Below are 16,642 nucleotides of genomic sequence, written 5' to 3'. Positions count from 1 at the left end.
GCGTTTATCACTTAATTGAGGAGAAGTAAGCAATGTACGATGTAATGGCGATAGGGAATGCGTTGGTTGATCACGAATATGTGCTGTCTGATGCAGCATTAGATGAGACAGAACTGACTAAAGGTCATATGACGCTAGCTGGTATCGAGGAGCAACAACAATTACTCGCATATTTCAAACTTGCTAACATTGACCCATCAAAACAAGCAGGCGGTGGCTCAGCTGCCAATGCGATGTATGCATTTGCCAGTCTAGGTGGCAAGCCTTTTTATGCGTGCCGTGTCGGTGATGACGATCAGGGCGCATTTTACCTCAGAGACTTGCACGAAGCAGGCGTGGCCACCTCAGACAAGTCTATCCACGCAGGCGGTGTGACCGGCTCATGCGTGGTCGCGGTTACAGAAGATGGTGAGCGTACCATGCAGACTTATCTTGGCACCTCAAGTGAGATTGTCGCCGACAATGTTGATTTTGATGCGTTGACGCAAGCAGATTGGCTATATCTAGAGGGTTATCTAGCGATGTCTGAGAGCATCCAACCAGCGATGACTCAGTTACGCCAACAAGCCGGTATTCATAATGCAAAAATTGCAGTGAGCTTTGCTGATCCTGCGGTGGTACAATTTGCCAAAGATGGCTTGCTTAATATGCTTGGTAATAAAGTTGCCGTTATATTTTGCAACAGTGAAGAAGCTAAGTTGTTTACGGATAAAAAACAAGTTAAAGCCGCTGCACGTGCCTTGCTTGAATACTGTCAAACTGCAGTCGTAACCGATGGTGCCAATGGTGCTATTATCGCCCATAAATCTGATGACGATTCAGACATTGAGGTTTATGAAGTTGCTACCCCAGTAGTTGCCAATGTTATTGATACCAATGGTGCAGGTGATAATTACGCGGGTGCTTTCTTATATGCATTATCGCAGCAGTACAGCTTGCCAGAATGCGGACGTCTTGCCAGCGAAGTGTCAGCACAAATCATTCAACAGTTTGGGCCGCGCCTTGCTTCACAAGACTATCAAGATATCGCTCAGCGTGTATTATCAGCGTGATATAAATAGACGTTTTTGATGCTAATCAGAAAAGCCCATAGCAAATTTTCTATGGGCTCTTTTTGTCACTCAATAAGCAAGTTACTCAGTTCAATGAGAGTCTTCTAGTATTAAGCTGAAGCTAGTGCCTGCTCTAAATCTGATTTAATATCTTCAATGTGTTCGATACCAATCGATAGTCGTACCATATCAGTACTCACACCTGCATTGGCGAGCTCTTGCTCATTCAACTGGCGATGGGTGGTCGTCGCTGGATGGCAGGCTAGTGATTTGGCATCACCGATATTGACCAAACGCGTAATCAGTTGCAGCGCGTCGATAAAGCGTGCACCAGCTTCTAAACCACCTTTAACCCCAAAGGTCAAAATAGCAGATGGCGTGCCTTTCATGTACTTCTTAGCAAGCTCATGCTCAGGATGATCCGGTAAACCCGCATACTTCACCCAAGCAACTTTATCATGGTCACGTAGATATTCCGCAACGGCTTGAGCATTCTGTACATGGCGCTCCATACGTAGACTCAATGTCTCCATACCTTGCAAAATACCAAAAGCATTTAGCGGACTAAGCGCTGCGCCAGTATTACGCAGTGGTGCCACACGAGCACGAGCGATAAAGGCTGCTGCACCCACGTCTTTGACAAAGTTCACACCGTGATAGCTGTGATCTGGCGTGTTTAATAATGGAAAACGCTCAGGATAATCACCCCATGCGAATTTACCACTATCGACAATCGCACCACCAATCGAAGTGCCTGTACCACTCATATATTTAGTCAACGAATGAATGACAATATCCGCACCAAACTCAAAAGGACGACATAGCGCAGGTGTCGCAACCGTACTATCAATTACAACTGGCACGCCATATTCGTGAGCAATATCACTTAATGCCTGAATATCCACGATGTTGCCCAATGGATTACCGATACTCTCTGCAAAAACCATCTTAGTCTTATCATCGATTAAATCACGAATCGCTTCAGGATTTTTGTGGTCAAAGAAGCGCACTTCGATACCTTGACGCGGCAATGCATGGGCAAATAAATTGTAAGTACCACCATACAAGGTCGATACAGCAACGATATTGTCACCCGCTTCACAGATGGTCTGAATCGCATAAGTGATGGCAGCCATACCAGATGCCACTGCAAGCGCACCGATGCCACCTTCAAGCGCTGCGACGCGCTCTTCTAACACCGCATTGGTCGGGTTCATGATACGAGTATAAATATTACCTGCGACCTTTAAATCAAACAGGTCTGCGCCATGCTGGGTATTATCAAAGGCATACGAGCTAGTATGATAGATAGGTACTGCGACGGCTTTAGTGGTGGGTTCAACACTATAACCGGCATGAATCGCTAAGGTTTCAAGACGTTGAGGGGTCTCTGGTTTTTGGGCTGTTTGCTGGTCTGCTTGTCCATCACTCATTATATATTCCTTTATTTCGATAAAAGTTATTAATCAATAAATGACTAATCAACAAATTATTAATCAACAATCTACCACTGAAAATTCAGTTAAAAAACACTCTACCAAATCATAGCAATAAAAAAAGCCAAGTTCATCAAAACTTGGCTTTTTAATTAAAATAACTTTTCGCTATTACTTAAGTCTGTAACTTCCAGCTAGACTTTTATTTGTAATAAGCGTTTTCAGTACGGGTATGATCCGTCTCATCAATGACTTGGGTCAACTCTGGTATTTGCTGCTTGAGCTGTACTTCAACGCCTTGACGCAAGGTCATGTCGACTGCTGAGCACCCTTGGCAACCACCACCGAATTTCAATACCGCTGTAAGGCCAACACCTTCCTCATCAATCAGCTCAAGCAACTGCACGTCACCACCATGGGCGGCCAGACCGGGATTAATCTCCGACTGTAATACGTAGTTGATGCGCTCTTCTACACTGGCATCAGCACCCACTTTAGGTACTTTAGAGTTTGGCGCGCGGAAAGTCAGCTGACCACCGAAACGGTCTTTATTATAATCGATAACGGCATCTTCTAGATAAGGAACTGAAGCCGCTTCGATAAATGCAGAAAAACTGTCATACGTAAAACGCAAATCAGCGCTATCTTCTTCGCCCGGTTGGTTATAGGCCATACAGCACTCTGCACGTGGCGTACCTGGATGCTCGACGAAAATACGTACGCCGATACCGTCTGTATCTTGCTTAGATAACAAATCCGCTAAGTACCCTTGGGCTGACTCAGTAATAGTAATATTACTTTTTGCTTCAGTCTGATCAGTATCTAGCGCTGATTCATAGTCTGCTGATGGCGCTACTGGGCTATCAACTTGGTCATGCTCACTCATAATGTTTCCTATGCGTTATGACACAAACGCTATATCTATTATGGCTACTGTGTCGTGAATTTGAATGTTTAAAATTTTTACGGCTTGTATAAAACATGCAGGCTAGCAATATTTGAGATTTATTATTGTATGACGCTGCCCGCCATGAGTATAAAGTTTAATTCGTCTATAGCACTCATTATACCTGAATCAAGCATTAATTCCGACCACGCTACTGTGAATTGAACGGTGGGCGCTGTAAATGGTTGTCATTGATTTTTTTAATGATGCTACCTACTGGCAAAGTAACTCAATATTTAAACAATGAAAAACAAACATGCCTAATAGTTGTGTTGCTTAGTTGTGTTGGCTGCCAAGTTATTCTCTATATAAAGACAGCTATACCATTTATCAAGCATACTCAGCATTTTCGCTATGCGATACCGTTCACATCTCGTTTGAGCAAGTCATTTATATTTGACGTAGTATTGATAGTTTGAATAACTTTGTGCACTGGCTTTATGAGCATGGTAGCTTTGATGGCCTTGTATAAATATCACATATTTTTCGGATAGGATGATTTTTATGATGACACGGACGTTGCACTTAATAACTACCAAGGATGATGAGAAAATTGCCGTTTGGAAAGTAATTGATACTATAGAAGACAGTACGATAGCCAACACGTTAGAAAATAGCTTGCCTATTATAAAACCTCAAAATATATTTTTGACGCACGGGACCTTTTCGGACAAACAAACTTGCTTAAAAATCGCTGAGTATCTGGCTGGCCTTGGACACCACTGCTACATCATGGAGTGGCGCGGTCATGGTGACAGCTCAATGCCAAAAGAACAATTTAATTTCGAAACAGTGGCAACCTATGATTACGAAGCGACTTTTCGCTATTTTTTTGATGAATTAAAACTCGATAATTTGCATTGTATTACTCATAGTGGCGGCGGTATTGGTTTGATTATGTTTTTAATTCAAAACCCACGCTATATCGACAAAATAAACAGCATCAGCATGTTTGCTTGCCAAGCCTATGGTGCAGCATCAAAGCCAATTAACCATGCGAAAATTATTGCAGCCAAAATACTCACGCGACTGCTTGGCTTCATCCCTGCCAGAAAATTAAAGATGGGCCCCTGCAATGAAAGTTATTACACGATGAACCAGTGGTACGACTGGAATCTACAAAGGAACTTTAAAAGCAGCTTTATCAAGCAAAGTACATTTAATCAAAGCACGTTTAATAAAGCTAGCACTGATACAAATGGCGTCGCTGACGAGCTTTTAGACTATCGACATCAGATGCCAAACATCACCATACCTGTATACGCCATCAGTGCCAGAGGGGACAACTTTATCTCCCCTACTCATGGCTGTCAGATGCTCTTTGATAGTTTTAAAAATCCCACCAATGTCTTTCGCGAGTATGCGCTCAGTCACGGTGATTTAGACGACTACACTCACAGCCGCATTATGATCAGCCGTAACGCTGCCAAAGAGATTTGGCCAACGGTGACCGATTGGATTGAGCGTCATGCTCAATAGTTGCTATGCCACTTAGCCACTTAGCCACTTACTATAATGAGCGCTTTATTATGTACAACAACTGCAAGGGTTGAAACTATTATGGCTGATAATGGCTATCAAATAGTCTGTAGCGGTAGAATGATAACCGATCAAAACTAATGGTATGAGAATTATGCTTATGAACCAGCTTTTGAGCACTAGGTCGAACAAGGGTGTCATAGACCATAACCATCGCTGGCAACAGCGTTACAAGTCAATATTAGTCGCAGGCTCTATGAGTCTAGCCAGTCTAATGATCGGCTGCCAGTCAACTGCGACTACTCAACTTACGACTCCCCCATCCTTACCGCAAAATGCAGTCTTGATTAATAAGGCGACCAATTTATATCAAGTTGATAAGCTACTGTTTCGAAGTGAGCAGTTACGTGCAGCTGATATCCCTTTACTTAAAGCCAATCGTATTGACGCTATCCTTAATTTACGCTTTTTTGATCGAAATGATGATGAAAAATTACTAGCTGATATTGTTAATGAGACGTCCTTGAACTTATATAATCAACCGCTTAAATCGTGGTATGTTACTCCAAAAGAAATCGCTAAAGCCTTAAATACGATAAAAGATTTACAGGCACAAAATAAGAGCGTACTGGTACACTGCTATCATGGTGCTGACCGTACGGGACTGATTATCGCTATGTATAGAATCATTGAGCAAGAGTGGTATATTGAACACGCTAAGCAAGAGATGGTCGCTGGTGGATTTGGCTATCACGCCGTTTGGGTAAATCTTGAAAACATGTTAAACCCTAAAACCGTGGCTGCTGTCCGTATAGAGATGTAGCCAAAAATTTTGTGATATGGCACTTAAGCTAGTAACTTTAAAAATCCTGACAATGTCTTTTGTGAATACGCGCTCAGCCATGGTGATTTAGACGACTATACTCACAGACGCATTATGATTAGCCGTAACACTGCCAAAGAAATCTGGTCAACGGTGACTGCTTGGATTGCAAAGCATTCTCCTTAAAATTATGGGTGTATTTATCTGGCCTCGTTACATCATGATGCACATCATCATTGACCGTTATACTATCCCAAACATCTTTCCACTTGTCAGCAAGTCATCGGCTGTGTCAGTATTGGCATTATTAATTTTTTACCAATGAAATATAAGTCGTAGGAAATTGGCGTCTATGAGTGAATTATCAGAGCAAAGTTCAGACATACAAACCCCTGATCAGAAAAGCAGTAAATACTATCGTTATTTGGTTTTCATTGGGCGTTTTCAGCCGTTCCATCGTGGACATAAAGCCGTCATCGACGAAGCATTAAAGCGCTCGGATGATGTGATTATGCTCATCGGCTCAGCCAACCTGCCTCGTAGCTTACGCAATCCGTTTAGCGTCGCTGAGCGTGCTGCCATGATTAAAGACGCCTATTCAGCAGAGGAAGCAGCACGTATTCACTGCGTGGGTCTAGACGATGCACTCTACAACGACACCCGCTGGCTACAGTATGTGCAAGCAGGCGTCAAGTCTGTCACTGGTGACTTGCAGAGCGACATTGGGTTGATTGGTCACTCAAAAGACAGCTCATCGTATTACTTATCGCTATTCCCCAACTGGGACTCAGTCTCGGTGCCCAATTATCACAATCTATCAGCCACACCTATTCGCGATAGCTACTTAATGGGTGCCACGCCGACACCTGAACGCACGCCCGAATCAACCCGTAAAGTGTTGAATGATTTCAAAAAAACTGATGACTATCATCAACTGCATGAAGAAGCAGATTTCATCGATAAGTATAAAAGACAGTGGGAATCCGCCCCCTATCCGCCTACATTTATGACGGCTGATGCTTTGATTGTACAGTCTGGACATATCCTGTTGGTAGAGCGTCGTAGTATGCCAGGGCGTGGATTGTGGGCATTACCTGGTGGGTTCTTAAATCCGAAAGAGACCTTATTTGATGCTTGTATTCGTGAGCTGCGTGAAGAAACGCGTCTCAAAGTTCCTGAGCCAGTATTGCGTGGCTCTTGTCACAGTCAGCATACTTTTGATGACCCATATCGCTCGGCACGTGGTCGTACGATTACCCAAGCATTTTATTTTCAGCTTAAAAATGATCCAAAAGGTCTACCAAAAGTAAAAGGTGGCGATGACGCAGCTAAAGCTTTTTGGTTACCGCTGGCAGAGCTTGATGCCACCATGATGTTCGAAGACCACTATGCGATTATTACCAAAATGGTTGGATTGTAAATTTACATAACGTTGACCGACTAGTACATGATTTACAACCTTATAATCAACTACAGTCTATATAATTTATTTTCTTAGTTTTTTATTTTTAAACCTGATTTATCATTTTTGCACACGTTTTTGTACAACAGCTTTCACCGCCCAAGTCGATAGACGGCAAGGGTTCACCGCTGCAACTGTTCTTTCATAAAAGCAGCTGCGGCATTTCAAAGCAGAGGAGTTCTGTGATGTATACCAGTAATCTAAATAATTTAATTCTTAACAGCGACAGCTATAAAACCTCACATTGGGTGCAATATCCAAGCGGTAGTGAGTATCTGTCAAGCTACATTGAGGCGCGTAAAGGCGACTATGATGTGGTATTTTTTGGCTTGCAAGCCTTTATTAAAGAATACCTAAGCACCCCTATTACCCATCAAGATATCGACGAAGCCGAAATGGTCGTTCAAGCGCACGGCTTGACTTTCAATCGTGCTGGTTGGGAGCATTTGGTGGACAAACACAATGGTTATCTACCATTACGTATCCAAGCCGTACCCGAAGGCAGCATCGTACCAGTGTCCAATGTGGTCTGCCAAGTCATCAATACCGACCCTGAATTTTACTGGCTGCCAAGCTATATCGAAACTGCACTATTACGTGCTATTTGGTATCCGTCGACGGTCGCCAGTGTCTCGCATTACTGCAAAGACATCATTCGTAAAGCGCTAGAAAAATCAGCAGACAACACCGAATCACTTACTTTTAGACTGCATGATTTTGGCTCACGCGGTGCATCTAGTCAGGAATCTGTGGCACTCGGCAGCTTGGCACATTTGGTGAACTTTGCGGGCACTGACTCAATGACGGCACTAGTAGCTGCCAGTCGCTGGTATCAAATGGATAAAGACATGCCAGCGTTTTCTATCCCTGCAGCTGAACACAGTACAATGACTGCATGGGGCCGTGACGGTGAGACAGCAGCCTTTGCCAATATGATTGAACAGTTTGGTGGCGAAGGCAAAAGCTTTTCAGTGGTCTCAGACAGTTATGACTTATGGAATGCTATTGATAATATTTGGGGTGGTAGCCTAAAAGACGACGTAAAAAACATGGGCGGCACACTGGTCATTAGACCAGACAGTGGCGAGCCTACCAAAGTTGTCCGCGAGGCATTAGAGCGCTTGGCAGTGAAGTTTGGGACGACTGTCAATAGTAAAGGCTATAAAGTACTGCCTGACTACGTACGAGTCATCCAAGGTGATGGTATCAGTCCGCAAAGCTTAACCAAAATTATTGATGTCATACTAAAAGCAGGCTTCAGCGCTGAAAATGTCACCTTTGGTATGGGCGGTGGCTTACTACAACAAGTCAACCGCGACACCATGAGCTGGGCGATGAAAGCCAGTTCTATTTCTATCGATGGCACATGGAAAGACATCTATAAAGATCCTATTACTAGCCGTTCGAAACGCTCAAAAAAAGGTCGATTGGCTTTGGTCAAAGACAGCAACGGACAGCTTAAAACCATCAAAGCCGATGACTTAGCTGCCGATGCAGAAAACCTGTTGCGTGATGTTTATGTCGATGGCCAGTTATTAATTGAAGACAATCTAACGACTATCCGAGAGCGTGCTGGATGGTAGCAATATGATAAATAGTAATAAAATGGCGACAGTGGCAAGAGATGTCCTCCTTGCCCCTGTTTATCTTTATCAAGGTCGCAGAATCAAGCGTGACACGGTTCGCTTGCCTGAGCCACATGGTGAGAGATATGGTCATGTCCAATTAAGCCACTCTACTAATACCCTGTCTGCTAATACACAAAAAGATGGCGTCCGAAAAATGCTAAACATCATGGTGGTTGGTGACTCAGCCGCCGCTGGTGTTGGTAGTCAAACGCAGCAAGAAGCCTTAGTAGGCAAGCTGATCCCTGCTCTGCAGCAGCAGTCTGCTATTCATACTCAGTTTGATGAGCTGACATGGTCATTGCAAGCAACTACGGGTCACACTAGCTTTGATATCTTGCGTCGGCTTTATATCCTACCCACTCCTAGCCAAGCGGTTGATGTCATGGTGCTGAGTGTCGGAGTTAATGACACCACTGCTAATGTCTCTGCGCGTAAATGGCAGCAGCAAATTGAAGACATCATTGCTATTGCTCAGCGTAAATTTGGTGTGCGAGAATTGATTTTTTCAAGTCTACCACCAATGGCACAAATGCCTGCAATACCTACCCCGCTCAATAATTTTATTGGTGCCAAAGCATCCACTTTGGATAGGATACTGCAGCAAGTCTGTGCCGAGCATGACAGTGTCACTTATATGGAAACTGACTTTGCAAAGATGATAGAAGAGCACTTTGATGGCAAACCTGTCGATATCGCCGTGATGTTTGCCAGTGATGGCTTTCACCCTAGTAGCCTAATGTATGGCTATTGGGCGCAGCAATTATCAGAGTTGATAGTACAGATATTAGACGCCCCGACTGCTTAAGGCTTGCCTTAATTTCACCTTTCAAAAACACTATCCTAAAATTCAAACAAAAAAAACCGCTGAATATTCAGCGGTTTTTTATTGCTTTGCGAAATATATTTACACAATAAGTGTAAATTATTCTGCAGCGTCAGTATCAGCAGCTTTCTTACGGCCACCAAACGCACCAAAGCGTTTGTTGAAGCTAGCAACACGGCCTTCAGTAGAAGTTTTGCGTTGTTCGCCAGTATAGAATGGATGCGACGCACTTGAGATATCAAGTGGGTAGTATGGATATTCTGTACCTTCGTATTCACGAGTAGCTTTGGTTTTAGCAGTTGAACGAGTCAAAAAGAAAACGTCAGCGTTAGTGTCGTGGAATAAAACTTCTTGGTAATTAGGATGGATATCTTTACGCATAATAAACTCTCTATGTCCGATGTATGTATAGTGCTTTTGAGCAACATCTTAAATGATGTGCCAAATCAACAATGGCATACGTAACTGAGGCACTAAGGACATTTATAAGTATGGCAGCTGCATCACTGGCTTATTCCAGCACCCAACACCATTCCTCTGCTCACTTAGCCTTTCCCCAGCGGGAAAATCAAACCGCGATTTTAACGGTTTTCGACGTCCGATGCAAGTTAGTCGGGCGCTAAGACTGTAATGATATGCCAATACAATCTTGATAAAGACCAATTAGTTCTAGAACACCAAAGGATAGTGTGTCAATGGTAGTAAAAGCGGTAGCAGTCGATACCCTAGAGTAGTGAGTGAGATGAATATCGTAGTAGTTGCATCATAGTTATATAGTGAATAGACCATAGCATGCCATATTATTCCGTTAGCAATTTGGCTAGCGTCAATACGCCTGATGCCAAAGGGCTGTCTTTACGATAAACAATCGATAGCTGAACTTGCTTTGACCCATGATTGAGTGGCGTCATGACCAATGATTTTTCATATCGACTACCGACTACCATATTTTTACCAATGATGGTGTAGCCTAATCCCGCAGCGACACACCCCAATACACCGTCAGCGCTGCTCATCAGCATTAGCTCATCACACCCTCTGCCTGCTTCTTGTTGCCAAATAATGGCCTGTGTCCTGTAACCACAACCTTCATCGCGTACGAATAAGACAGGGTCATGCTCACTATCTAATGGCGTCACCATCATCAGCTCTTCTCTGACAACAGGAATCACCACCAGATCTTGATGTTTGGGTGCATTGCCAATTGCCGCACAGTCTACTTTATTATTTAAAACCGCCAAGACCAACCTATCACTGGTATCTGTATAGATTTTGGCACGGATTTCAGAGTGGTTTAACTTCAGTTGCTTCAGTGCCAATGGCATATGGACAGCAGCAAATGTCTCAGGCATACCGATTATTAATTCATAACTGTCTTTATTTCGCAGCATAGCCGATGTGGCTTGATACTCTAGTTGTAAAATTTGATCAGCATAATCGCACAGCTGTCGCCCACTCGGGGTTAATTGCAGCTTTCGACCAATGATATTGAATAATTTGGTATCCAACTCCCTTTCGAGTTTTTTGATACGGTTGGTAATATTTGACTGAACGGTATGCAGTTTTTCAGCAGCCCCTTTAATACCGTTTTCATCAACAACCGCTTTAAACGTCTTTAACGTCAAAATCTCCATGTGAAAATCCTTATTCACTTATTAAACAGTTCTTATAATGAGAATACTTTGTTCTAGATAATTCAATTTTTAAGATTAACAGAGTCACGTATTCTTTGTTAATAACTTTCCGATATGAAGTAATAAAAATGTCTATAGAGCTCACGAAAGTCCGTGTATACATGGCTGGAATTTGCAGCTTGATAGTGACCGTAGGGGTTGCTCGATTTTCGTATAGTCTATTGCTACCAGTCATGCAAGAAGGCGCTGGCTTGACAGAGTTAGGTGGTGGGTGGTTAGCCAGCACGAACTTTATGGGTTATATGTTTGGCGTTTTGATTGCGGCGAGCATGCATAATCTGAATTATAAATATCACTTACATCGTGTTTACCTTGTTTTAAGTGTGGTCACCTCTGCAGCTATGGTTCTGACCACAGATATAACCACTTGGGCGATATTAAGGTTCCTAGCTGGCGTCTGTGCTTCAGGCGGATTTATTATTGCTTCGGGATTGATATTGAAATGGCTGGTAAAAAATAACCACCGTACTGAGCTCGGGGTTCATTTCGCAGGTGCAGGTTTGAGCATTGTGATTACCTCGTTATTGTTTGAGGCAATGCAGTCAATATCAGCAGATTGGCAACAGCAATGGTTAGCACTCTCTGTGTTGGCGATTGTCTTTGCTGTGCCTGCATGGTTATGGATGCCACACCCTTCCACCGATAGTAAAAATCAAGAAGTGATTAAGGACAATCCACCAAGCAAGACTTTCAAATCATTAATGATGCTGGCTTATTTCTGTGCAGGTTATGGTTATGCAGTCAGCTCTACCTTTATCGTCGATATCGTAGAGAGTACAAAAGGCTTACAAGGACAAGGAGGTTTTGTCTTTTTATTGATTGGTTTAGCTGCTACCCCAGCTGCACTTGTATGGGATCGTATTGCTCGGAGGTTTGGTTATCTTAGGACACTAATCGCCGCTTATCTTGTGCAAATAATCGGCATCATATTGCCTGCCCTCAATAACAGCTTACCGACGGTCATAATCAGTGCAGTGTTATTTGGCGGTACTTTCATTGCTTGTGTGAGTTTAGTATTGACGATGGCTGGTAAATTCTTCCCCAGTGATCCTGCTAAATTCATGGGAACAATGACGTTATCGTATGGTGCAGCTCAAATCATTGCACCCGTCTGTACCGGTTATATTGTTAAAATTTACGGAAGTTATGATCCTGGTCTATATCTATCAGCAGCAGTCGTGACAATGGGTACACTACTCTTGTATGGTTTATTGAATTTAAAGCATCCTCAATAAAAATCTATCACTCACAAACTATCAAAAAATGAGATTTAGACTTAAATCTGCATACTAAAATAAGCACCAAGACTATTACTAAAATAGCTAAAAGCAGCCACTCGATGGCTGCTTTTTTTATTGATATAAAAATAACGGCTTTATTATTGAACTATATATTCAATAAAACGCATAAAAGCTTTTGATAGGCTTGTTAACCTCGAAATTTATTGTTATATTCATATATGTGAATTTATGAATATAGTACATAACACTGAGGAAGCAGAAAAATGGATACAATAAAAGTTGATTTTATAGATATAGATAAAGAATGGGATAAGCAAATATCAGACTATCATTTTGACGTATACCATTTATCTGGCTGGATTGCGGCATCAGCCGTCGTCGATAAAGGCATGCCTCAAGGTATAGTCGCTCACTACAAAGATAAAAAAGTGTTTTTACCTATTATCATACGAGAGATAGACTCAGAGCATTGGGATGCCACCTCTACATATGGCTACGGCGGTCCTGTGATGGACAAGACGCTAACCGATGCCCAGCTCGATCTCGTACTAGAAGGCATAAGAGCTTTTCTCTTTGAAAAGGGTTGTGTGTCATTATTTATGCGACTGCATCCAATCATCAATAAAGAATGGCTGCCTACCGTTGGAAAAGCGCTTACTCACGGCCTGACATTAATGTCTGACTTAACAAAATCAGAAGAAGAACACTGGAGCGAGACTCAAAACCGTCATCGTCGAGGCATCAAAAAAGCCATGAAAATGGAGGTTGTCACAAAAATTGAGTCCCTAACCAAAGAAAGCGCCATGGTGTTTTCGAACATTTATAAAGAAACGATGGAACATGTTAATGCTAGCCAGTATTACTTTTTTGATGACAACTATTTTTTCAATTTATTTGAAAACCTTCAAGACAGAATACTACTAATAACGGCTTATCAAGACGGCAAAGCCATTGGTTCATCGATATACACAATCTGTAGAGAATCAGGCATTATGCAGTTCCATCTCGGTGGTACACTCAACGCCTATACACATCTACAGCCGTCTAAACTTATTACTCATGTTGCTCGTAATTGGGGTAGAGAAAATAATTATAACTTACTCCATCTTGGTGGCGGCCTAGGCTCCAACCTAGATTCGTTATATGAATATAAAAAAGGATTTAGCTCACAAGAGCTGTTGTTTAAAACCTATAGACTCGTTGTCAATTCATCCAAATATGCCGCGTTGATTGCGAATAATTGGTTTACTGAAAACGATTTAAGCTCAGATTTTTTCCCTTTGTATAGAAAAGAGCCAACCAAAGAAATGGTATTGGAAGCTGAAGGAACTGAATCTCTAGTTAGTGTTTGATAAGCAGACTTACCTACTCTCAGCAAATATCAGCAAACAAAAAAGCAGCCACGATGATGGCTGCTTTTTTTCGACTCAAGGTTAGCTATTTTATTTCATTGTAACGATATGCCACACACCTAACTTATTATCGCCATCTTTATCACCTACCTGAGTATCATTGGCATAGAAGTACAAAGGTTTGCCATTCATGGCCCATTGATACTTACCATCTTCGCGCTGGAATGCAGCAAACTGACCTGAGGCTTTCGCATTATCAGGTGCTAAAAATGCTGGCCATACTAGCAAACACGCAGCGCCACATTCTGATTTCCCCATAGCATCTTTATCAAAAGTATATAAGGTCATATGATTGTTCGCATCAACCAACATACCGTTTTTGCTCGTAACGGGTGCCGTATTGTTATTAGTCGCCTGCACTTCATGCATGCCAGAACCATCCTTGCCCAATACATTGTTTAACGTTGAACAACCAGTAAGCGTCAAAACACCTGTCAACGCCGATAATATGAGCACACGTTTCATGATAACGTCCTTGTTATTGTCATGGTTAATTTTATTTAGAGTTTGCTTACAATCATACGACTTGAGTACAGGTTCTTTGATTACATGTGATTTAAGTAAAAGCAAAAATGACCCAATCCTGACTTCAAGCTATTCAATATAGCATGGGCATATAGACAGTTGCTTTTATACAGAGTGGTCTTTACAAAACTGCTTATATCCTACGGAACAAGCCAACAAATCCATTGCACTAGATAGACAGTCCTACCTACTCGTTGACAAAACTCATGTATTCACTTACTTATTTGCCGTCATATCAGTTGTAGTTTTTCGTAAAATAACGCTATAGAGTTTAAGAGTTACTAAACAATAGAAAATATTACCATTGCGGCCCAATATACATATTGAAGTTGGCAACTTTGCACGCATATCAACAGTTATAAGTTATTTAGACACAAGATATTTAATGAATACATCGAGCACTATTTGCTGTGAATGCTATTAAGGATATAACAACGACAATGACTCAATCTGTTATCAAAAATCAAACGCATCCTACCAAACGCGTCGGTATTTTAGGTGGGGGTACGGCCGGAGCAACTATTGCTATTCGCCTTGCAGCATTAGGGCTTGAGACGTATTTATTTGAAAAAAACAAATCACTGATTGATGGCCCACCGATGTGTCATCTACATGCAGGGGGCAATCTATATCGCGAGATACCTGACGAGGATTGTGTCGCACTACTAAAGCAATGCATCGATATTTTGCGTCTTTATCCTTACACCATCGACGTACGTCCAACCGTATTTGCCGTGCCGACACGAGATGGTGGCTTGCCCGAAGACTTGCTCCCACGCCTCGATATATTGACCGATGCCTATCGGGAGCTTATCGCTCAAGACGACAATAACAAAGTACTGGGTGAGCCAGAAGACTACTATCAGCTCTATAGCCATGAGCAATTGATTGAGCTATCCGAGCGTGAGCAAGTTGCTGTACCAACGACCGTTGACGAATGGATGATACCAGTCGCCAAATATCTGGATCTGAACAAAGTCAAATTTCCATTGATCGTCGTACAAGAATACGGCTGGAATATATTTCGCTTAGCGGCCTCTGCACAATTGGCATTAGAAGATTATGACCATGCGCATGTCTTTACCGATACTCAAGTACAACAAGTCATGCCTGTCGACTGCGAAAACTGCTCAAATGCGGATCACCATGTCACCAAATGGCGTATCGACTATCAACAAGCTGCTGGTTACGAATCAGCCCTCGAATCAAAGCCTCAAACTGAGTCTATCGAAGTAGATTACTTGATCAATGCTTGTGGCTTTCGTACTGGCGTGATCGACGATATGGTCGGTGTCAAAGTGACTCGCATGGTCGAGTTTAAATCCTCTTATATTACGCATTGGGACAATGCTGGCGGACAGATACCAGAGATTATCGTCTATGGCAATCGAGGCACACCAGAAGGCATGGCGCAGCTAACCCCTTATCCAGGCGGCTACTTTCAAATACATGGCATGAGTAAATTCATTACTTTGTTTGATGATGGATTGGTCGCTTCTAGCAAAGACAGTGCCCAACCCAAATTGCCCCCGCAATATGTACACTATATCGAAGACGGCTGGGACAAGGCACCGCTACAAGCGCGCAGTCAACAATCGATTGATTATGTGGCTGAGTTTGTACCGACATTCCATAGCGCGCGTACAGTTGGCAATGCGTTATATGGTGGTCAGCAAATACCTGGGCAAGATGACACCTTGCGAGTCGCTGATGTGAGCCTGTATTCCAATATCCGTTATGCGCGTGCTGAAAACGTCAAAGCATCCTCGACTCTGATCGCTGCTGATCAAATCGTTGACGAGTTGACCAAACTTGGCTTGGTTAATCCTGATACGTCTGCAAATCGAAATCGCGATGCTCACGAATGGTCTTATTTAGTACATAACGATAGCATAACTATTGATAGAGTCGCTCGTGGTTTGGCTGAAGAACGCGGCTTTCCCATAGCGATGGCTGGCGTGAACCATAGTATTCCTAAGAAGGACTTAGATACGGTATAGTCAATCTCATATACATATAAATGACATACGGTATCAGGCTTAACTTAAGCTTTATCATTGGCTATTTGAAAATTGAGTAAAAAAAAGGAGAGAGTGGCTTATTATTAGCCACTCTCTCTTT

Annotated in this window: 14 protein-coding genes; 9 read left to right on the top strand and 5 right to left on the bottom strand. The window is 42.5% G+C overall.

Annotated elements, in window-relative coordinates:
* The first annotated feature begins 32 nt into the window (after window positions 1-32).
* Window positions 33-1,052, top strand: a complete 1,020-nt coding sequence (locus tag I6E84_RS13675; protein WP_197218544.1) for an adenosine kinase — start codon at window positions 33-35, stop codon at window positions 1,050-1,052.
* Window positions 1,053-1,162: 110 nt separating this feature from the next.
* Here the strand turns inward: I6E84_RS13675 and I6E84_RS13670 are convergent, their stop codons facing one another.
* Together I6E84_RS13670 and nfuA are read right to left on the bottom strand one after the other, a co-directional pair.
* Window positions 1,163-2,485 (bottom strand): O-acetylhomoserine aminocarboxypropyltransferase/cysteine synthase family protein, encoded by a 1,323-nt coding sequence (locus tag I6E84_RS13670; RefSeq protein ID WP_197218542.1) that lies wholly within the window; start codon window positions 2,483-2,485, stop codon window positions 1,163-1,165.
* Window positions 2,486-2,690: 205 nt separating this feature from the next.
* Window positions 2,691-3,374 (bottom strand): Fe-S biogenesis protein NfuA, encoded by a 684-nt coding sequence (gene nfuA, locus I6E84_RS13665; protein ID WP_110924191.1) that lies wholly within the window; start codon window positions 3,372-3,374, stop codon window positions 2,691-2,693.
* 564 nt (window positions 3,375-3,938) lie between these two features.
* Here nfuA and I6E84_RS13660 point away from each other — a divergent pair.
* From I6E84_RS13660 to I6E84_RS13640, 5 genes are all read left to right on the top strand, one after another.
* Window positions 3,939-4,913 carry an alpha/beta fold hydrolase gene (locus I6E84_RS13660; protein ID WP_197218540.1) on the top strand — a complete coding sequence of 325 codons (975 nt, stop codon included), beginning with the start codon at window positions 3,939-3,941 and terminating at the stop codon, window positions 4,911-4,913.
* Window positions 4,914-5,073: 160 nt separating this feature from the next.
* Window positions 5,074-5,736 (top strand): dual specificity protein phosphatase family protein, encoded by a 663-nt coding sequence (locus I6E84_RS13655; RefSeq protein WP_197218538.1) that lies wholly within the window; start codon window positions 5,074-5,076, stop codon window positions 5,734-5,736.
* A 352-nt stretch (window positions 5,737-6,088) separates the two neighbouring features.
* Complete coding sequence (locus I6E84_RS13650; RefSeq protein WP_197218536.1) at window positions 6,089-7,156, top strand: bifunctional nicotinamide-nucleotide adenylyltransferase/Nudix hydroxylase; 1,068 nt, start codon at window positions 6,089-6,091, stop codon at window positions 7,154-7,156.
* A gap of 227 nt (window positions 7,157-7,383) precedes the next feature.
* Window positions 7,384-8,781: a nicotinate phosphoribosyltransferase gene (locus tag I6E84_RS13645; protein WP_197218534.1), complete on the top strand. Its 1,398-nt coding sequence runs from the start codon at window positions 7,384-7,386 to the stop codon at window positions 8,779-8,781.
* A 4-nt stretch (window positions 8,782-8,785) separates the two neighbouring features.
* Window positions 8,786-9,631: an SGNH/GDSL hydrolase family protein gene (locus tag I6E84_RS13640; protein WP_227681538.1), complete on the top strand. Its 846-nt coding sequence runs from the start codon at window positions 8,786-8,788 to the stop codon at window positions 9,629-9,631.
* 117 nt (window positions 9,632-9,748) lie between these two features.
* Here the strand turns inward: I6E84_RS13640 and I6E84_RS13635 are convergent, their stop codons facing one another.
* Both I6E84_RS13635 and I6E84_RS13630 read right to left on the bottom strand, forming a co-directional pair.
* A complete protein-coding gene (locus tag I6E84_RS13635; RefSeq protein WP_110924187.1) occupies window positions 9,749-10,030 on the bottom strand; it encodes a type B 50S ribosomal protein L31 in 282 nt (93 codons plus the stop codon).
* A 419-nt stretch (window positions 10,031-10,449) separates the two neighbouring features.
* A complete protein-coding gene (locus I6E84_RS13630) occupies window positions 10,450-11,283 on the bottom strand; it encodes a LysR family transcriptional regulator (protein ID WP_197218532.1) in 834 nt (277 codons plus the stop codon).
* A 161-nt stretch (window positions 11,284-11,444) separates the two neighbouring features.
* Here I6E84_RS13630 and I6E84_RS13625 point away from each other — a divergent pair, with 161 nt between their 5' ends.
* Window positions 11,445-12,578 (top strand): YbfB/YjiJ family MFS transporter, encoded by a 1,134-nt coding sequence (locus I6E84_RS13625; RefSeq protein WP_197218530.1) that lies wholly within the window; start codon window positions 11,445-11,447, stop codon window positions 12,576-12,578.
* A gap of 269 nt (window positions 12,579-12,847) precedes the next feature.
* The gene (locus I6E84_RS13620; protein ID WP_197218528.1) at window positions 12,848-13,936 is read left to right on the top strand and encodes a GNAT family N-acetyltransferase; all 1,089 of its coding nucleotides are present in this window, start codon (window positions 12,848-12,850) and stop codon (window positions 13,934-13,936) included.
* A gap of 90 nt (window positions 13,937-14,026) precedes the next feature.
* Here the strand turns inward: I6E84_RS13620 and I6E84_RS13615 are convergent, their stop codons facing one another.
* Window positions 14,027-14,461 carry a hypothetical protein gene (locus tag I6E84_RS13615; protein WP_197218526.1) on the bottom strand — a complete coding sequence of 145 codons (435 nt, stop codon included), beginning with the start codon at window positions 14,459-14,461 and terminating at the stop codon, window positions 14,027-14,029.
* Between the two features lie 500 nt (window positions 14,462-14,961).
* Here I6E84_RS13615 and I6E84_RS13610 point away from each other — a divergent pair, with 500 nt between their 5' ends.
* Window positions 14,962-16,521 carry an FAD-dependent oxidoreductase gene (locus I6E84_RS13610; protein ID WP_197218524.1) on the top strand — a complete coding sequence of 520 codons (1,560 nt, stop codon included), beginning with the start codon at window positions 14,962-14,964 and terminating at the stop codon, window positions 16,519-16,521.
* The last annotated feature ends 121 nt before the right edge of the window (window positions 16,522-16,642 follow it).

Origin of the sequence: Psychrobacter sp. SCQQ22 (genome assembly GCF_015864605.1) — a bacterium.
GTDB lineage: Bacteria > Pseudomonadota > Gammaproteobacteria > Pseudomonadales > Moraxellaceae > Psychrobacter > Psychrobacter fozii.
This window is presented reverse-complemented; position numbering and strand designations above follow the sequence as displayed.

Excerpts from the sequence above, each read along its gene's own strand:
- I6E84_RS13675 (WP_197218544.1), top strand. The coding sequence starts at position 33 with ATGTACGATGTAATGGCGATAGGGAATGCGTTGGTTGATCACGAATAT.
- I6E84_RS13670 (WP_197218542.1), bottom strand. The coding sequence starts at position 2,485 with ATGAGTGATGGACAAGCAGACCAGCAAACAGCCCAAAAACCAGAGACC.
- nfuA (WP_110924191.1), bottom strand. The coding sequence starts at position 3,374 with ATGAGTGAGCATGACCAAGTTGATAGCCCAGTAGCGCCATCAGCAGAC.
- I6E84_RS13660 (WP_197218540.1), top strand. The coding sequence starts at position 3,939 with ATGATGACACGGACGTTGCACTTAATAACTACCAAGGATGATGAGAAA.
- I6E84_RS13655 (WP_197218538.1), top strand. The coding sequence starts at position 5,074 with ATGAACCAGCTTTTGAGCACTAGGTCGAACAAGGGTGTCATAGACCAT.
- I6E84_RS13650 (WP_197218536.1), top strand. The coding sequence starts at position 6,089 with ATGAGTGAATTATCAGAGCAAAGTTCAGACATACAAACCCCTGATCAG.
- I6E84_RS13645 (WP_197218534.1), top strand. The coding sequence starts at position 7,384 with ATGTATACCAGTAATCTAAATAATTTAATTCTTAACAGCGACAGCTAT.
- I6E84_RS13640 (WP_227681538.1), top strand. The coding sequence starts at position 8,786 with ATGATAAATAGTAATAAAATGGCGACAGTGGCAAGAGATGTCCTCCTT.
- I6E84_RS13635 (WP_110924187.1), bottom strand. The coding sequence starts at position 10,030 with ATGCGTAAAGATATCCATCCTAATTACCAAGAAGTTTTATTCCACGAC.
- I6E84_RS13630 (WP_197218532.1), bottom strand. The coding sequence starts at position 11,283 with ATGGAGATTTTGACGTTAAAGACGTTTAAAGCGGTTGTTGATGAAAAC.
- I6E84_RS13625 (WP_197218530.1), top strand. The coding sequence starts at position 11,445 with ATGGCTGGAATTTGCAGCTTGATAGTGACCGTAGGGGTTGCTCGATTT.
- I6E84_RS13620 (WP_197218528.1), top strand. The coding sequence starts at position 12,848 with ATGGATACAATAAAAGTTGATTTTATAGATATAGATAAAGAATGGGAT.
- I6E84_RS13615 (WP_197218526.1), bottom strand. The coding sequence starts at position 14,461 with ATGAAACGTGTGCTCATATTATCGGCGTTGACAGGTGTTTTGACGCTT.
- I6E84_RS13610 (WP_197218524.1), top strand. The coding sequence starts at position 14,962 with ATGACTCAATCTGTTATCAAAAATCAAACGCATCCTACCAAACGCGTC.